Raw genomic sequence first — 16,250 nt, forward strand, 5'->3', positions numbered from 1 at the left:
GCTATAGGCCGAAAAGTCTGAGCGCTTGTTTAAGTTGCATTGCCGCCCTTAGCGCACGATCCGCGCGCGGCGCGGCGGCGAGATCGGCCGCGTCACTCCGCTCTTGTTGATGACCGAACCATCGGAGCGCGCGAAGTCGCCGGCCGTGTCCGGCTCGACCGTCGATCGCCCCTCCGCCGCCCGGAGACGGGTTTCGCTCCCGTCCGCATCCGGCCTGACCACGCGCGGCCGCAGATAGGAATCGTCGTAGTCCCGGCCATAGGCGCGCTCTTCCACCGTGTCGCCGAACACCGGCGCATTGGGAATGGAGACCGGCGGGCGAACGGGCCGGTAGCCGCCGATCGGCGCGCCGGACATGGATTGGCCGGTGACGATGCCGGGCGGTCCCGGATCGAACGGCTGGGCGAGGGCTGTGCCGGCGGTGGAGGCGAGAACGAGCGCGGCGAGGCGAAAGGCGGGCATGGGGTCCTCCCGAGAGGTCGTCTGTCTCAACGCGCGGCGCGCAAAAAAGCTCGCCTTCGCCTGCGTCGGAGGCAGACAAGCCCAGCGGAGCGGCTTAAGTCTTGTGCAGCGCAAACGACTGCCTGCCGGAGGAGCCGTGTCCACTTCGATCTCTCGTCCCGCCTACGCCGCCATGTATGGGCCGACCACCGGGGACCGCGTGAGGCTGGCGGACACCGATCTCCTGATCGAGGTGGAGCGGGATCTGACCACCTATGGCGAGGAGGTCAAGTTCGGCGGCGGCAAGGTGATCCGCGACGGCATGGGCCAGTCGCAGCGGAGCCGAGCCGAGGGGGCGGTCGACACCGTCATCACCAACGCCCTGATCCTCGACCATTCCGGCATCTACAAGGCGGATGTCGGCCTGCGCGGCGGGCGGATCGCGTCCATCGGCAAGGCGGGCAACCCGGACACGCAGCCGGGAGTTACCATCGTGGTCGGCCCCGGCACGGAGTGTATTGCCGGCGAGGGCAAGATCCTGACCGCCGGCGGCATCGACAGCCACATCCACTTCATCTGCCCGCAGCAGATCGACGAGGCGCTGTATTCCGGCGTCACCACCATGATCGGCGGCGGCACCGGGCCGGCCCACGGCACGCTGGCGACGACCTGCACGCCCGGTCCCTGGCATATGGCGCGCATGATCCAGTCGCTCGACGCCTTTCCGATGAACTTCGCGCTGTCCGGCAAGGGCAACGCCTCGCAGCCGCAGGCGCTGGTCGAGATGGTGAAGGCGGGCGCCGCGGCGCTCAAGCTGCACGAGGACTGGGGCACGACGCCGGCCGCGATCGACTGCTGCCTTTCGGTCGCCGACGAACACGACGTGCAGGTGATGATCCACACCGACACGCTCAACGAATCGGGCTTCGTCGAGGACACGGTCGGCGCCTTCCGGGGCCGCACGATCCACGCCTTCCACACGGAAGGGGCGGGCGGCGGCCATGCGCCCGACATCATCAAGGTCTGCGGCCTGCCCAACGTCCTGCCGGGTTCCACCAACCCGACGCGGCCCTACACCGTGAACACGCTGGAAGAGCATCTCGACATGCTCATGGTGTGTCACCACCTCGACGCCTCGATTCCCGAGGACATCGCGTTTGCCGAATCACGCATCCGCAAGGAGACGATCGCGGCCGAGGACATCCTCCACGACATCGGCGCCTTCTCGATCGTCTCGTCCGACAGCCAGGCCATGGGCCGGGTCGGCGAGGTGGTCATCCGCACCTGGCAGACCGCCGACAAGATGAAGAAGCAGCGCGGCGCCCTGAAGGGCGAGACGGGCGACAACGACAACCTGCGCGCCCGGCGCTATGTCGCGAAGTACACGATCAATCCGGCCATCGCGCACGGGCTCTCGCGGGAGGTCGGCTCGGTGGAGGTCGGCAAGCGCGCCGACCTCGTGCTCTGGGACCCGGCCTTCTTCGGGGTGAAGCCGATGATGGTGCTCCTCGGCGGCACGATCGCCGCCGCCCCGATGGGAGACCCGAACGCCTCCATCCCGACGCCCCAGCCGATGCACTACCGTCCGATGTTCGGCGCCTTCGGCAAGGCCGTCGGGGCGAGCGGCGTCACCTTCGTCTCGGGCGCCGCGATGGCGGACGGGCTTCGCGAGAAGCTCGGCTGCGAGAAGACGTTCCTGGCGGTCGAGAACACGCGCTCCGGCATCTCCAAGGCCTCGATGATCCTCAACGACGCGACGCCCCATATCGAGGTGAATCCCGAGACCTACGAGGTGCGCGCCGACGGCGAACTCCTCACCTGCGAGCCCGCCAAGGTGCTGCCGATGGCGCAGCGATACTTCCTGTTCTAGGTTGGCTGGCATGGCCAAGCCGCAACCCGCCGACGCCCCGCTCTATGAACGCGATTTCTACGCCTGGACGCAGGACCAGGCGGCGAAGCTGCGCGCACGGGCGCACAATTCGATCGACTGGGACAACGCCGCGGAGGAGTTGGAGAGCTTGGGGCGCAGTGAACAGCGCGAGATCGAAAGCCGCCTCAATGTCCTGCTGATCCACTTGTTGAAGTGGAAGTATCAGCCTTCCCATCGGTCATCCGGCTGGAAGGGCACGATCATCGAGCAGCGTCACAGGCTGGGGCGCTGCCTCAGACAGAATCCCAGCCTTCGGAAACTCCCGAGCGAAATCCTGGCGGAAGAGTTCGAGTCTGCTCGGCGCCTCGCTTCTTCGGAGACGGGGCTGGCCGAGGCGTCATTCCCCGCATCCTGCCCTTTCACCATCGACGACATCCTCGATCCCGACTTCTACCCGGACGGCGAATGAAGCATGCCCCGATCCCGCTCGCGGTCCTTCTCCCGACGACCGTCGGCGCCCTGGCCGACCCGCTCACGCTCGATCTGCCCGGCACGCCCGAACGCATGCGCTTCGCCTACGAGTGTTCCGACGGGGTGCGGCGCGAGGTGGACTACGTGAACCTGCCCGACAACGATCTGGCGCTCGTGGAGGCCGGGCCGAGCCGGCGCCTCTTCGTCGGCGTGATCGCGGCCTCGGGTGCGAAATACGCGGCCGGCTCGCAGGTCTGGTGGTCGAAGGGGGCCGAGGCGAGCCTGCTCGACGTGACCAAGGGCGATGCGCCCATCGCCGAATGCCAACAGATCAGGAAGGGATCACGCGGTTGATCGAAGCGGGAGAGATCCGGGAGCGGGGCCGCTGGCAGGAGCCGGCGGCCGACACGATCACCCTGGACGAGGCGCAGCGCCACCGGCGGCGCATGGCCATGGTCTCGGACGGCGGCATCGCCTTCCTGCTCGACCTGGCGGAGGCGCGCCTGCTTCGGGAGGGCGACGCCATCGTCCTGTCCGACGGGCGGCTGGTGGAGGTGAAGGCGAAGCCCGAGCCGCTCCTCTCCGTCGCGGGGCGCGACGCCGACCACCTTCTCCAGATCGCATGGCAGATCGGCAACCGGCACCTGCCGTGCCAGATCCGGGACGGGCGGATCCTTCTGCGCCGGGACCACGTGATCGCCGACATGCTGCGCGGCCTCGGCGCCGAGGTGAGGGACGTGGAAGCCGCCTTCGATCCGCTCGGCGGCGCCTATGCCGGCAATCCTCACGGAGGCCATCACCACGGCCATGACTGAGCCCGCCGTGCCGGCCGACGCATTGGACCTCGGGTCGCTCCTGAAGCTCCAGACCTGGCTGTCACCCGCCTTTCCCATCGGCGCCTTCGGCTATTCGCATGGGTTGGAGGCCGCGATCGCGGCGGGCCTCCTGCGGGAGGCATCCGCCTGCCACGACTGGATCGAGAGCCTTCTTCGCCACGGCAGCGGCTGGAACGACCTCGTGCTCCTGGCGGCGGCGCACCGGGCGGCCCATGATCCGCTCCGGCTTGCCGAGATCGCGGAGCTCGGCACGGCCCTGTCCGGCTCGGCCGAGCGGCGACGCGAGACGTCCGATCTCGGCGAGGCCTTCGCCGCCGCCGCCGCGCCCTGGGGCGAGACGGCGACGATGCCCTATCCCGTCGCGGTCGGCGCGCTTGCCGCGCGCGAGGGCGTGCCGCTCGGCAGCACGGCCGCGGCCTTCGCCCATGCCTTCGCCGCCAATCTCCTCAGCGTCTGCGTGCGCCTCGTGCCGCTCGGACAGCGGGAGGCGGTGGCGATCCTGCATCGTCTCGAGCCGGTGCTGGAGGCCGCGGCACGCCACGCGAGCGCCTCGACGCTGGACGATCTCGGCTCGGCTGCGATCCTCTCGGAGATAGAGGCCATGCGACACGAAACCCTGGAAACGAGGCTGTTCCGCACATGACGACGATCGAGACCGCCACCGTCCGCCTCCGGCGCAACGGTCCCTTGCGGGTCGGCATCGGCGGCCCGGTGGGCTCCGGCAAGACGACGCTCTGCGAGAAGATCTGCCTCGCCGCGCGCGACCATTGGTCGATCGGCGTCGTCACCAACGACATCTACACGGTGGAGGACGCCGAGGCCCTGGTGCGCCGGCAGGCGCTGCCGGCCGACCGGATCGTCGGCGTCGAGACCGGCGGCTGCCCGCACACGGCGATCCGGGAGGATGCCTCGCTCAATCTGCGCGCCATCGCGGACCTGCGGACCCGCCATCCCGATCTCGATCTCGTGCTGGTGGAATCGGGCGGCGACAACCTCGCGGCCACCTTCTCGCCCGACCTCGTCGACCTGTCGATCTACGTCATCTCCGTCTGCCAGGGCGACGACATTCCCCGCAAGGGCGGACCCGCGATCACGCGCTCGGACCTTCTCGTCGTCAACAAGACCGATCTTGCCCCTTATGTCGGCGCCGATCTCGCGCGGATGGAGGCGGATGCCGAGCGTGGCCGCAAAGGGCTGCCGACGGTCTTCGCCGATCTGTCGCGGCGCGTCGGGCTGGAGGACATCCTCGACTTCCTGGCGGCCACCGGCGGTCTTCCCGCGCGGGCGCGAGCCGCCTGATGGCGCGCCTCTTCCTGAAGACGCCGCTTGCCGTCCTAGCCGAAGGCGCCGAGGGCGGCGTCGTCGTGGAGAACGGCCGGATCGCCGAACTCGTGCCGAGCGGCGGCCGGCCGTCGGTGCCGGTGGACGAGACGTTCGACGCCTCCGCCCATGTCGTGCTGCCCGGCCTCGTCAACACGCATCATCATTTCTACCAGACGCTGACGCGCGCCCATCCGCAGGCGGTGGACAAGGAGCTGTTTCCCTGGCTCCAGGCGCTTTATCCGATCTGGGCGCGGCTCGACCCGGATTCGTTCCGCCTCTCGGTCCGCCTCGCGCTGACCGAACTCCTGCTTTCGGGCTGCACCACCGCGGCCGACCACCACTACCTCTTCCCGGCCGGCCTCGGGAACGCGATCGACGTCGAGGCTGAGGAGGCGCGCGCCCTTGGCATCCGCGTGACGCTGACGCGCGGCTCCATGAACCTCTCGGAGAAGGACGGCGGCCTGCCGCCCGATTCGGTGGTGCAGGACGAGGACGAGATCCTCGCCGATTCCGAGCGCCTGCTCTCGACGCTCCACGAGTCGGGCGAGGGGGCCATGGTGCAGGTGGCGCTCGCGCCCTGCTCGCCCTTCTCCGTGACCCAGAGCCTGATGGAGAAGAGCGCCGGGCTCGCCGAGCGTTTCGACGCCCGCCTCCACACCCATCTCGGCGAGACCGAGGACGAGAACCGCTTCTGCGTCGAGCGCTTCCGGTGCCGGCCGGTGGACTATCTCGAAGAGGTGGGCTGGCTCGGCCCCCGCACCTGGCTCGCTCATGGTATCCATTTCACGTCGGAGGAATGCCGGCGCCTCGGTGCCCACAAGGTCGGGGTCTGCCATTGCCCGACCTCCAACGCGGTGCTGGCCTCCGGCTTCTGTCCGACCGCCGAGCTTGAGGCAGCCGGCAGCCCGGTGGGTCTCGGCGTCGACGGCTCGGCCTCCAACGATAGCTCCAACATGATGGAGGCGGTGCGACATGCGCTGATGGTCAACCGCCTGTCGCGCAACTCAGCCTCCGCGGTCACGGCGCGCGATGCCATCCGCTGGGGAACGCAGGGCTCCGCCGCCTGCCTCGGGCGCACCGACATCGGCCGCATCGCGGTCGGGCTCCAGGCGGACCTCGCCCTCTTCACGCTGGACGAGTTGCGCTTTTCCGGCGCGCACGATCCGATCGCCGCGCTCGTCCTGTGCGGCGCGACGCGCGCCGACCGGGTGATGGTGGCAGGGCGCTGGCGCGTGGTGGACGGCCAGCCCGTCGGGGTCGACCTCGCCCGGCTGCGGCGCGAGCACGGAGAGGCCGCGCGCCGCTTCGCCTAGAGCATTTCCAGCCGAAGCGGAATCGCTCCGGCGTCGGACAATGCGGCAAACAAAGGCATAGACCGTTTCCGACGAACTCTCGTTCGGCGGAAACGATCTGGACGGCGTCAGTTGCCGTTCGGCAGGGCGTAGGCGATGACCGAATCGCCGCGCTTGGTGCCGAGCGAGCCGTGGCCGCCGGCAACGACGAGCACGTACTGCCGCCCGTCGGCGCCGCGATAGGTCATCGGCGTCGCTTGGCCGCCGGCCGGCAGGCGCGATTTCCAGAGCTCCTTGCCGGTCGTCACGTCGTAGCCGCGCACGTAGTAGTCGATCGTGCCCGACAGAAAGGCGACGCCGCCCGCCGTCATCATCGGCCCGCCGAGATTGGGCACGCCCATGCGGAAGGGCAGCGGGATCGGCGAGGCGTCGCGCGTCGTGCCGTTCCGGTGCATCCAGGCCGTCTCGCCGGTGGTGAGGTCGACGCCCGCGACATAACCCCAGGGCGGCTGCTGGCAGGGCAGGCCGAGGACGGAGGTGAAGGGGCCGAGCTCGATCGCGTAAGGGGCGCCGAAATTCTCGTTCAGCGCCGGCAGCGCGCCCTGCGGCTGGCTCCGGTTGACGACCAGCGTCTCGTCGTCCGGGCGGGGCACGAGGCGCGAGGTGAAGGCGAGATAGGTGGGCGTCGCGAACATCACGCCGCGCGCCGGGTCCACCGCCACCGAGCCCCAGTTGAACACGCCGAAATTGCCGGGATAGATCAGCGATCCTTCCAGCGAGGGCGGCGTGAAACGACCCTCGTATTTCAGGCCGTGGAAGGCGATGCGGCAGGCGAGCTGATCGAACATCGTCGCGCCCCACATGTCGCGTTCGCGCAGAGGGGGCGGATCGAAGGAGATGGCGGATTTCGGCTGGGTCGGCGCGGTCCGGTCGGGCTGCACGGCGCCGCCGGGTGCCGGCTTCTCGACCACGGGCATCACAGGCTCGCCGCTGCGCCGGTCGAGCACGAAGATCTCGCCCTGCTTGGTCGGCTGGACGAGCGCCGGCACGATCTCGCCGCCGACCGGCAGGTCGATCAGGCTCGGCTGCGAGGGAACGTCGTAGTCCCACAGATCGTGGTGCACGGTCTGGAAGTGCCAGCGTGGCTGGCCGGTCGCCATGTCGAGCGCGACGATGGAGGAGGAATATTCCTCGACCTCCGCCGAGCGGTTGGCGCCCCACTGGTCCGGCGGCTGGTTGCCGAGCGGCACGTAGACGAGGCCGAGACCCTCGTCGGCGCTCATGATCGACCAGGAATTCGGGCTGTTGGGCGTGTAGGTCTGCCCTTCGGCGATCGGCTGCGTCTCGTTCGGACGCCCCGAGTCCCAGTTCCAGAGGAGGTCGCCCGAGGTGATGTCGAAGGCGCGGATGACGCCCGACGCCTCGGCGGTCGAGACGTTGTCGAGCACCGTGCCGCCGACGATGACGCGGTTGCCCGCGACGATCACCGGCGAGGTCGAGTAGTAGGAGCCCGGATTGACGTTGGGCATCCGGTCCCAGAGGTCGATCTGCCCGTCGCCGCCGCCGGCATTGGCGCAGACGGCGCCGGTCTCGGGGTCGAGGATCACGATGCGCCCGTCCGCCGTCGGCATGAAGAGCTTGTCGTCGCAGGTCGTGGTCCGGGCGTTGGCGACGGCGACCGGCAGGCCGGGGTCCGTGTTGCCGCCCGTCTGGTCCACCGGCGCGCCGCCGGTCTGAGCCGGCGTGTCGCCGCCCTCCTGCGGCGCCGTCAGACTGCCGCCTTGAGCGAGTTCGCTGGCCGTCCCGGATGGCGCGGCGGGCTGCGCCGCCGCAGCCGGCGCAGGCGGCGCTCCGGCCTGCTGGCCGGCTGCCTGCGCCGCCTCGGCGCTCTGGTAGGACAAGCCGCGGCAGGTGAGGTGCTGGAGGGCCAGTTCCCCCTGGATCACCGGGTCGTAGCGCCAGACCTCGGCCCCCGTCGTGGCGTCCAGCGCGATGACGTTCTGGTGCGGCGTGCAAAGATACAGGCGCTCGCCGATTTTCAGCGGCGTCACCTGGAAGGTCGTCTCCTCCGGATCACCCGGCTGCGGCAGGTCGCCGGTCTGGAAGGACCAGGCCTCCTTGAGCGAGGAGACGTTGGCGGGTGTGATGTCGGCAAGCGGCGAATAGCGCTGGCCCATCTGGCTGCGGCCATAGGCGAGCCATTCGCCCTCGGGCACGCCGCCGTCGCCCGCCCCGAGACGCGTGCCGGGAAGGGTGCCTTCCTTCGCATGGAGATCGGTGAACCAGGACGTTGCGGCGACGGCGACCGCGACGACCAGCGAAGCGGACAGGAGGGCGCCGTAGCCCTGGCGGACGGAGACCGGGCGCTCGCGCCCTTCCAGCGTCTGCGCGACCGTCGGGCGCGACAGGGGGCGCGTGACCCAGGGGAGGAGGAGCAGGGCGCCGATCACGAACACGATGTCGCCGCGCGCGGCGAGCGGCCACCAGTCGAAGCCGACTTCGTAGAGCGCCCAGATCAGGGTGCCGATCACCAGCGCCGCGAACACCCCGAGCGCCTCCGGCCGCGCGCGGTGGAGGAGCCAGGCGGTGGCGAGGAAGAGGAGCGCGGCGACGACGTAGTAGAGCGAGCCGCCGATCGCGGCGAGCCAGCCGCCGCCGAGCAACAGTGCGATGCCGCAGAGGCCGGTGACCCAGCTCATGACGCGTAGGGCGGCGGGCAGGTCTCGGGTTCGCATGGGCATCCTTCCTCGCCCGGGGACGCACGCCTTCCTCGCGAAGCCGTGAACTGCACCTGAGCCCGGCGGACATGTCGCGGGGATGCGCCGCGTCAAGCGAGGACGTGCGTCAGCTGTCCACGAGAACCGGCGCGTCCAGCATGAACTCGGCGAGGTTGACGCCGGGTCCGCCGCGATCGACCACCAGGAAGTCGGACCGCTCCTCCAGCGCGATCAGCGGATGGTGCCAGGTGCCTCGCGCATAGGAGACGCCTTGCGCGCCGCTCGCCAGGAAGGCGACGGGCTCGCCCGGCCGACCGCCGACGTCCGGCGCGACCACCACGAGATAGGGCCGCCCTTCCAGCGGCATGAAGGCCTGGCTGCCGAGCGGATGGCGCTCCAGCATCTCCACCCGGAAGGGCAGGGCGAAGGGCTTGCCCCGGAAGATCGAGATCAGCGCATGACCGCCGCCCGAGGCGACGTCCACCGGCGCGATGTCGTGGAAGCGCGTCGTGGTGCCGTTGTTGATGAGGCGGATCTCGGTGCAGTTGTCGGGCTCGATCACCTCGCCGAAGGGACGGAAGGCTTCCGCCGTCAGCGGCCGGGCATGCAAGGTGCGAAGGCTCATGCGCCGGGCGCCCCGAGGATCGCGTCGAGGCGCAGCCGCGCGATCCGCTCAACTTGGGCACAGGCTGTGCGGAACTCGGTCTCCTCGTCGTTCGAGACCCGCGTCTCGAAGGCCGCGAGGATGTCGTGCTTGGTGAGGCCGCGCACGGCGATGATGAAGGGGAAGCCGAAGCGCGCGAGGTAGCGCGTGTTAAGGTCGGTGAAGCGGGCGAGTTCGTCCGGCGTCAGCTGGTCGAGCCCGGCGGAGGCCTGCTCGGCGGAGGATTCGGCCGTCAGCCCGCCGGCGAGCGCGAGGCGCCCGGCAAGGTCGGGATGGGCGCGAAGGACGCCGAGCCGCTCCTCGCGGGAGGCGCGGCGGAACTGGATCTGGAGCGCCGCCGCCAGCCCCCCGGCCGTGTCGTTGGCCTTGCCCAGGCCACGCTCGAAGGCGCGCTGCGCGATGAAGGGCGAGTGCTCGTAGACCCCGCCGAACATCTCCAGGAACACCGCCCGCTCCATGCGGTGCGGGCTGATCGTCTCGCGGTAGGGGAAGCGGGCGCGCCAGTGGCGGGCGATGTCGGCGCGCGTGGCGACCCAGACGTCGGGCTTCGACCGTATGTAGTCGAGGAAGCGGGCGAGTGCGGCCGAGCGGCCGGGTCGGCCGACAAGGCGGCAATGGAGCCCGACGTTCAGCATCTTGGCGGCGCCCGCCTCGCCTTCGGCATAGAGCGCGTCGAAGGCGTCCTTGAGATAGGTGTAGAACTGCTCGCCCGTGTTGAACCCTTGCGGCGTGGCGAAGCGCATGTCGTTGCTGTCCAGCGTATAGGGCAGGACCAGGATCGGCTTGCCGCGCGTTTCCTGCCAGTAGGGCAGGTCGTCGGCATAGGCGTCGGAGACGTAGAGGAAGTCGCGCTCGCCGCAGAGTTCCAGCGTGTGCTCGGAGGAGCGGCCCGTGTACCAACCCTCCGGCGGCTCGCCCGTCACCGCTTCATGAAGGAGGAGCGCTTCGTCCATGTCGGCGCGCTCGGCCTCCCAGGTGTGGTCACGGTAGTCGATCCATTTCAGGCCGTGGGAGGCGATCTCCCAGCCGGCTTCGCGCATGGCCGCCACCTGCTCGGGGCTGCGCTCCAGCGCCGTCGCGACGCCGTAGACCGTGACGGGCATCTCACGCTCGGTGAACAGGCGCCAGAGCCGCCAGAAGCCGGCGCGCGCGCCGTATTCGTAGATCGATTCCATGTTCATGTGGCGCTGGCCGGGCCAGGCCGCCGCGCCGACGATCTCCGACAGGAAGGCCTCGGAGGCCTTGTCGCCGTGGAGGATCGCGTTCTCGCCGCCCTCCTCGTAGTTGACGACGAACTGGACGCAGATCTTGGCCGCCCCCGAGCCTCCCGGATTCGGCCATTGCGGGTCGGGCGCGCGGCGGCCGTAGCCGTGCATGTCGCGAGGATAGGGCGTGGTCATCGGGCTCGCCTCGGCTGGTCGCGTCTGTTGCGTTTCGATACGCGCTTCGCCCACCCCTTGCCAAGCGCGAGGCTGCTGGAACGCTTCCAACCTTTCCGCTGGACGGGGCCGAGCCAACAGGTGCAGACTGACCAACCGAATGCCCGAAAACGGAACGGACCCTCTTTCCATGGCTGACACGCGACCCGGTTCCGGCCGGCTGACGACGCATGTTCTGGACACCGCACGCGGCGTGCCGGCGCGCGGACTGGAACTCGTCCTCCACCGGCTGGAGGGCGAGCGCCGCGAGCTGGTGGGCGAGGGGCGTACCAACGAGGACGGTCGCTGCGACGCGCCGCTGATGCAGGGCGATGTCTTCCGCCACGGCACCTACGAGATCACCTTCTTCTGCGGCCCCTATTTCGACGGGCAGGGGGTGGAGCTCGCCCAGCCGAAGTTTCTGGACGACGTGGTGATCCGCTTCGGCATCTCCGAGGACCGGCACTACCACGTGCCGCTCCTCCTCTCGCCCTTCGGCTACTCGACCTACCGGGGGAGCTGATGGCGCCGATCCGCTTCATCCTGAACGGGGAAGAGCGCGTCGTGGAGGGCCTGCCGCCCACGACCACGGTGCTCCAGTATCTGCGCGGTCCCGCCGAGCGCCTGACCGGCACCAAGGAGGGCTGCGCCGAAGGCGACTGCGGCGCCTGCACCGTCATGGTCGAGGAGCCGGACGGGCACGGCGGCCTCAGGCGCCGCGCGATGAACGCCTGCATCCTGTTCCTGCCGGCGCTCCACGGGCGCTCGGTCGAGACGGTGGAGCATCTGGCGTCGCAGGACGGACTCCACCCGATCCAGGAGGCCATGGTGGAGCGCCATGCCAGCCAGTGCGGCTTCTGCACGCCGGGCTTCGTCATGCAGCTCTATGCCGGCTGGCGCACGGGCGCCCTCACCGACCGGCAGTCGGTCAAGGACGTCGTGTCCGGCAATCTCTGCCGCTGCACCGGCTACGGGCCGATCGTGGAGGCCGGGCTCGATCTCGCCGGGGTGCCGATCCCCGAGACGGGCGCGGCGGATGCGGCGCGGGCGCAGGCCCTGGCGGCGCTGCGGGGCGAGGGGCTTTTCCAGTACGAGGCGGGCGGCGCGCGCTGGTTCTCGCCGGGCGATGTCGACGAACTCGCCGACACCTATGCCGCCCATCCCCAAGCGACGCTGGTGGCGGGCGCGACCGACGTGGGCCTCTGGGTCACCAAGCAGCACCGGACCTTCGACACGCTGATCGACGTCTCGCGCGTCCACGACCTGCGCCATGTGGAGGAGGGGCCGGAAAGCCTGTTCTTCGGCGCGGCGGTCACCCATGTCGACGCCCGCGAGCGTCTGGCGGGCCTCCATCCCGACATCGGCGAGGTCATGCGCCGCTTCGCGGGCTATCAGGTGCGCAACGCCGGCACGGTCGGCGGCAACATCGCCAACGGCTCGCCGATCGGCGACCTGCCGCCCATCCTGATCGCGCTCGGCGCGACCTTGTATCTGCGCCAGGGCGAGGCGGTGCGCCGGCTGCCGCTGGAGGAGTTCTTCCTCGAATACGGCAAGCAGGATCGGCACGAGGGCGAGTTCGTCGTCGCGGTGGAGGTGCCGCTCCTCAAGGAGACCGAGCGCTTCTCGGCTTCCAAGATTTCCAAGCGGATGGATTCCGACATTTCGGCCGTGCTCGCGGCCTTCAGGCTCGGTTTCGAGGGCGAGCGTGTGGCGAGCGCACGCTTGGCCTTCGGCGGCATGGCGGGGACGCCGAAGCGCGCGACGCAGGCCGAGGCCGCGCTCACCGGCCGGCCCTTCGACGCGGCGGCGGTGCGCGACGCCGCGGCCGCGCTCCAGCAGGACTTCCAGCCGCTCAGCGACATGCGCGCGACGGCGGACTACCGCCTGAAGGCGGCGGCCGCCTGCCTGGAGCGTTTCCGGCTGCAGCTGTCCGGCGTGCCGACGCGAATTTCGGAGGTCGCGTGATGGACGAGACCCGCATCCAGGACCGGGGCGAAGCCGGCACCGTCGATCCGGCCGCGCTGGACGAGGCGCCCCCGGCCCCCCGCATGCGGCTGAAGGGCGGCGTCGGCCAGCCGATCCGCCATGACAGCGGGACGAAGCACGTCACCGGCGAGGCGCGCTACACCGACGACGAGCCGGAGCTGCCCGGCACGCTGCAGGTCTTCATCGCCATGAGCCCGCGCGCCAACGCGGCTATCCGCTCGATGGACCTCGATCCCGTGCGCGCGGCACCCGGCGTCGTCTGCGTCCTCGGTGCGGCCGACGTGCCGGGGGTCAACGACTATTCGCCCGTCTTCGGCGACGATCCGATCTTCGCCGACGGACACGTCCATTATGTCGGCCAGCCGCTCTTCGCCGTTGCCGCCGCGGACCTGCGCACCGCGCGGATGGCGGCCAAGCTCGCGAGGGTCGCGTACGAGGACGCCGCGCCCGCTCTCACCATCGACGAGGCGCTGGGCGCCGCCGACGCGGCCGGCGAAGACCTCCTGCCGCCGCACGAGATGCGGCTCGGCGACGCGGAGGCAGCCCTGGCCGCCGCGCCGCATGTGGTTTCCGGCCGGGTCGAGACCGGCGGGCAGGACCATTTCTATCTCGAAGGCCAGATCGCCTCTGCCGTCCCGCTGGAGGACGGCGACGTCCTCGTGCGCTCCTCGACGCAGCACCCGTCCGAGGTGCAGCACAATGTGGCGAAAGCCCTTGGGCGGCCGGACAACGCCGTCACGGTCGAGGTGCGCCGCATGGGCGGCGGCTTCGGCGGCAAGGAATCGCAGCCGGCGCTGTTTGCCGCCGTCTGCGCGCTGGTGGCCGTGAAGACCGGGCGGCCCGCCAAGTGCCGGCTCGACCGCGACGACGACATGGAGATGACCGGCAAGCGCCACGAGATGCGGGCCGACTACCGCGTCGGCCATGACGGCGAGGGCCGCATCCTCGGCGCCGCCTTCCGCCACGCGGTCCGCTGCGGCTATTCCAAGGACCTGTCGGGCGCGATCGCCGACCGCGCGATGTTCCACGCCGACAACGCCTACGACCTCCAGGCCGCGCACATCCACTCGCGGCGCCTGAAGACCAACACCGTCTCCAACACGGCCTTTCGCGGCTTCGGCGGGCCGCAGGGCATGGTCGCGATCGAGCGGGCGATCGACCGCATCGCCTTCGACCTGAAGCTCGATCCGCTGGATGTGCGCAAGCGCAACTTCTACGCCGCGATGGGCGAGGGCGCGTCGGGCCGCACGCCCTACCACATGGCCGTCGAGGACTGCGTGATCGGCGAGATCGTCGCCGAACTCGAAGCCTCCAGCGACTACCGCGCCCGGCGCGAGGCGGTGCGCGCCTTCAACGCGTCGAGCCCCGTTCTCAAGAAGGGCCTGGCGCTGACGCCGGTGAAGTTCGGCATCTCCTTCACCACGACCCATCTCAACCAGGCCGGCGCGCTGGTCCATGTCTACAAGGACGGCTCGGTCCATCTCAACCACGGCGGCACGGAGATGGGGCAGGGCCTCTTCACCAAGGTCGCTCAAGTTGTGGCCGAGGAGTTCCAGATCGACGTCGCGGACGTGAAGATCACGGCCACCACCACGGCCAAGGTGCCCAACACCTCGGCGACGGCCGCCTCCTCGGGCTCCGACCTCAACGGCATGGCAGCCCAGGCCGCCGCGCGCACCATCAAGGAGCGGCTGATCGACTATGCCGTCTCGCGATACAAGGTGGCGCGCGAGGCGGTGGAGTTCGAGCCCGGTCGCGTGCGGATCGGCCAGAAGGAGATACGCTTCCGCGACCTCGTCGGCGAGGCCTATCTCGCGCGCGTCTCGCTCTCCTCCACGGGCTTCTACGCCACGCCCGGCATCGCCTACGACCGCGAAACGGCGAGCGGCAAGCCGTTCTACTACTTCGCCTACGGCGCTTCCTGCTCGGAGGTCGTGATCGACACGCTCACTGGCGAGAACCGCCTCCTGCGCGCCGACATCCTGCACGATGTCGGCCGCTCCCTGAACCCGGCGCTCGATCTCGGCCAGGTCGAGGGCGGCTTCATCCAGGGGATGGGCTGGCTCACCATGGAGGAGCTCTGGTGGGACAAGGCGGGGCGGCTGCGCACCCACGCACCCTCCACCTACAAGATCCCCACCGCCAATGACCGGCCCGACGACCTGCGCGTCGCGCTCTGGGACAAGGGGCGCAATCCCGCCGACACGATCTTCCGCTCCAAGGCCGTCGGCGAGCCGCCCTTCATGCTGGCGCTCTCGGTCTTCTCCGCGCTGGGGGATGCCGTCTGCGCGGCGGGTGATCACCGTCGCTTCCCCGACCTCGACGCCCCGGCGACCCCGGAGCGCATCCTCGCCGCCGTCGAGGCGGTGCGGGGAGCGTGACCTTGCTGGCCGACCTGAAAGTCGCGCTTGCCGCCCGCGATCCCGCCTTCGTGGTGCGGGTCGAGCGCGCCGAAGGGTCCACCCCGCGCGAGGCGGGCGCGGCGATGCTGGTCACCGCGACCGGCGTCTTCGGCACGGTCGGGGGCGGAGCGCTGGAAATGGAGGGCATCGCCGAGGCGCGGCGCATGCTCGCGGCCGGCGAGCGCGAGGGGCGGCTCGACATCCCGCTCGGCCCCGCCATCGGCCAGTGCTGCGGCGGGCGCGTGGTGCTCGGTCTCCAACGCGGCACGGCGGCGCTTCTGGAGACGCTGGAACGGGCGGACGAGACGGCGCGCCTCGCCTGGCCGCATGTCTATCTCTTCGGCGCCGGCCACACCGGCCAGGCGACCGCGCGCGCACTGGAGCCGCTGCCGCTCCGCACGCTCGTCGTCGACACCCGCGCCGACCGGCTCGCCGAGCTGCCGCCGGGCGTCGAGCGGCGGCGGCCCGCGATGCCCGAGGCGGAGATCGCCGGGGCTTCGGTCGGATCGGCCTTCGTCGTGATGACCCACGACCACGGGCTCGACTTCCTGATCGCCGCGGCGGCGCTCGCGCGGAACGATGCCGCCTATGTCGGCATGATCGGCTCGGCCACCAAGCGCGAGAAGTTCCGCCGTTTTCTGGAGGAGCGCGGCGAGGGCGCGCGAATTGCCCGCCTCGTCCTGCCGATCGGCGCCTCGTCGGTGCGCGACAAGCGGCCGACGGTGATCGCGGCCATGGTCGCGGCCGAGCTCGTCGTTCAACTTCTTGGGCAAAACCTGGGCCAGGATTGCGCAGGCTTTGCGCCTGCGTAAACATGGTGCAATAACGGA

The 16,250-nt window shown here is 70.2% G+C and carries 15 protein-coding genes; 11 read left to right on the plus strand and 4 right to left on the minus strand.

The features are described 5' to 3' along the window. Positions 1-48 precede the first annotated feature (48 nt). Positions 49-462: a hypothetical protein gene (locus O5O54_RS12070; RefSeq protein ID WP_279482027.1), complete on the minus strand. Its 414-nt coding sequence runs from the start codon at positions 460-462 to the stop codon at positions 49-51. 136 nt (positions 463-598) lie between these two features. Between O5O54_RS12070 and ureC the strand changes: the two genes are divergently transcribed. The 7 genes from ureC to O5O54_RS12105 are packed head-to-tail and all read left to right on the plus strand — an operon-like array spanning position 599 to position 6,254. Then, positions 599-2,311 carry an urease subunit alpha gene (ureC, locus tag O5O54_RS12075; RefSeq protein ID WP_279482028.1) on the plus strand — a complete coding sequence of 571 codons (1,713 nt, stop codon included), beginning with the start codon at positions 599-601 and terminating at the stop codon, positions 2,309-2,311. A gap of 10 nt (positions 2,312-2,321) precedes the next feature. Then, positions 2,322-2,780, plus strand: coding sequence for a DUF29 domain-containing protein (locus O5O54_RS12080; protein WP_279482029.1), 459 nt, complete (start codon positions 2,322-2,324; stop codon positions 2,778-2,780). Continuing rightward, positions 2,777-3,136, plus strand: coding sequence for an MliC family protein (locus O5O54_RS12085; RefSeq protein WP_279482030.1), 360 nt, complete (start codon positions 2,777-2,779; stop codon positions 3,134-3,136). Before O5O54_RS12080 ends, O5O54_RS12085 begins: the two co-directional genes overlap by 4 nt. After that, positions 3,133-3,597 (plus strand): urease accessory protein UreE, encoded by a 465-nt coding sequence (locus O5O54_RS12090; RefSeq protein WP_279482031.1) that lies wholly within the window; start codon positions 3,133-3,135, stop codon positions 3,595-3,597. The genes O5O54_RS12085 and O5O54_RS12090 overlap by 4 nt, the downstream gene beginning before the upstream one ends. After that, positions 3,590-4,261, plus strand: coding sequence for an urease accessory protein UreF (locus tag O5O54_RS12095; protein ID WP_279482032.1), 672 nt, complete (start codon positions 3,590-3,592; stop codon positions 4,259-4,261). Before O5O54_RS12090 ends, O5O54_RS12095 begins: the two co-directional genes overlap by 8 nt. After that, complete coding sequence (ureG, locus tag O5O54_RS12100) at positions 4,258-4,917, plus strand: urease accessory protein UreG (RefSeq protein ID WP_279482033.1); 660 nt, start codon at positions 4,258-4,260, stop codon at positions 4,915-4,917. The genes O5O54_RS12095 and ureG overlap by 4 nt, the downstream gene beginning before the upstream one ends. Then, positions 4,917-6,254: an 8-oxoguanine deaminase gene (locus tag O5O54_RS12105; RefSeq protein ID WP_279482034.1), complete on the plus strand. Its 1,338-nt coding sequence runs from the start codon at positions 4,917-4,919 to the stop codon at positions 6,252-6,254. The genes ureG and O5O54_RS12105 overlap by 1 nt, the downstream gene beginning before the upstream one ends. 107 nt (positions 6,255-6,361) lie before the next feature. On the opposite strand, the gene O5O54_RS12110 is transcribed toward O5O54_RS12105, so the two are convergent. From O5O54_RS12110 to puuE, 3 genes are all read right to left on the minus strand, one after another. Further along, positions 6,362-8,974: a membrane-bound PQQ-dependent dehydrogenase, glucose/quinate/shikimate family gene (locus O5O54_RS12110; protein WP_279482035.1), complete on the minus strand. Its 2,613-nt coding sequence runs from the start codon at positions 8,972-8,974 to the stop codon at positions 6,362-6,364. A 103-nt stretch (positions 8,975-9,077) separates the two neighbouring features. Continuing rightward, entirely contained in the window at positions 9,078-9,575 is a 498-nt protein-coding gene (locus O5O54_RS12115; RefSeq protein ID WP_279482036.1) for an ureidoglycolate lyase, read from the minus strand. Then, a complete protein-coding gene (gene puuE, locus O5O54_RS12120; protein WP_279482037.1) occupies positions 9,572-11,014 on the minus strand; it encodes an allantoinase PuuE in 1,443 nt (480 codons plus the stop codon). The genes O5O54_RS12115 and puuE overlap by 4 nt, the downstream gene beginning before the upstream one ends. 169 nt (positions 11,015-11,183) lie before the next feature. Between puuE and uraH the strand changes: the two genes are divergently transcribed. The 4 genes from uraH to xdhC are packed head-to-tail and all read left to right on the plus strand — an operon-like array spanning position 11,184 to position 16,232. Further along, a complete protein-coding gene (gene uraH / locus O5O54_RS12125) occupies positions 11,184-11,555 on the plus strand; it encodes a hydroxyisourate hydrolase (RefSeq protein ID WP_279482038.1) in 372 nt (123 codons plus the stop codon). Further along, positions 11,555-12,997: a xanthine dehydrogenase small subunit gene (gene xdhA, locus O5O54_RS12130; RefSeq protein WP_279482039.1), complete on the plus strand. Its 1,443-nt coding sequence runs from the start codon at positions 11,555-11,557 to the stop codon at positions 12,995-12,997. The genes uraH and xdhA overlap by 1 nt, the downstream gene beginning before the upstream one ends. Next, positions 12,997-15,399, plus strand: a complete 2,403-nt coding sequence (xdhB, locus tag O5O54_RS12135; protein ID WP_279482040.1) for a xanthine dehydrogenase molybdopterin binding subunit — start codon at positions 12,997-12,999, stop codon at positions 15,397-15,399. The genes xdhA and xdhB overlap by 1 nt, the downstream gene beginning before the upstream one ends. Further along, positions 15,396-16,232: a xanthine dehydrogenase accessory protein XdhC gene (gene xdhC / locus O5O54_RS12140; protein ID WP_279482041.1), complete on the plus strand. Its 837-nt coding sequence runs from the start codon at positions 15,396-15,398 to the stop codon at positions 16,230-16,232. Before xdhB ends, xdhC begins: the two co-directional genes overlap by 4 nt. The last annotated feature ends 18 nt before the right edge of the window (positions 16,233-16,250 follow it).

The organism is Aureimonas sp. SK2 (assembly GCF_029813115.1).
Classification (GTDB): Bacteria; Pseudomonadota; Alphaproteobacteria; order Rhizobiales; family Rhizobiaceae; genus Aureimonas.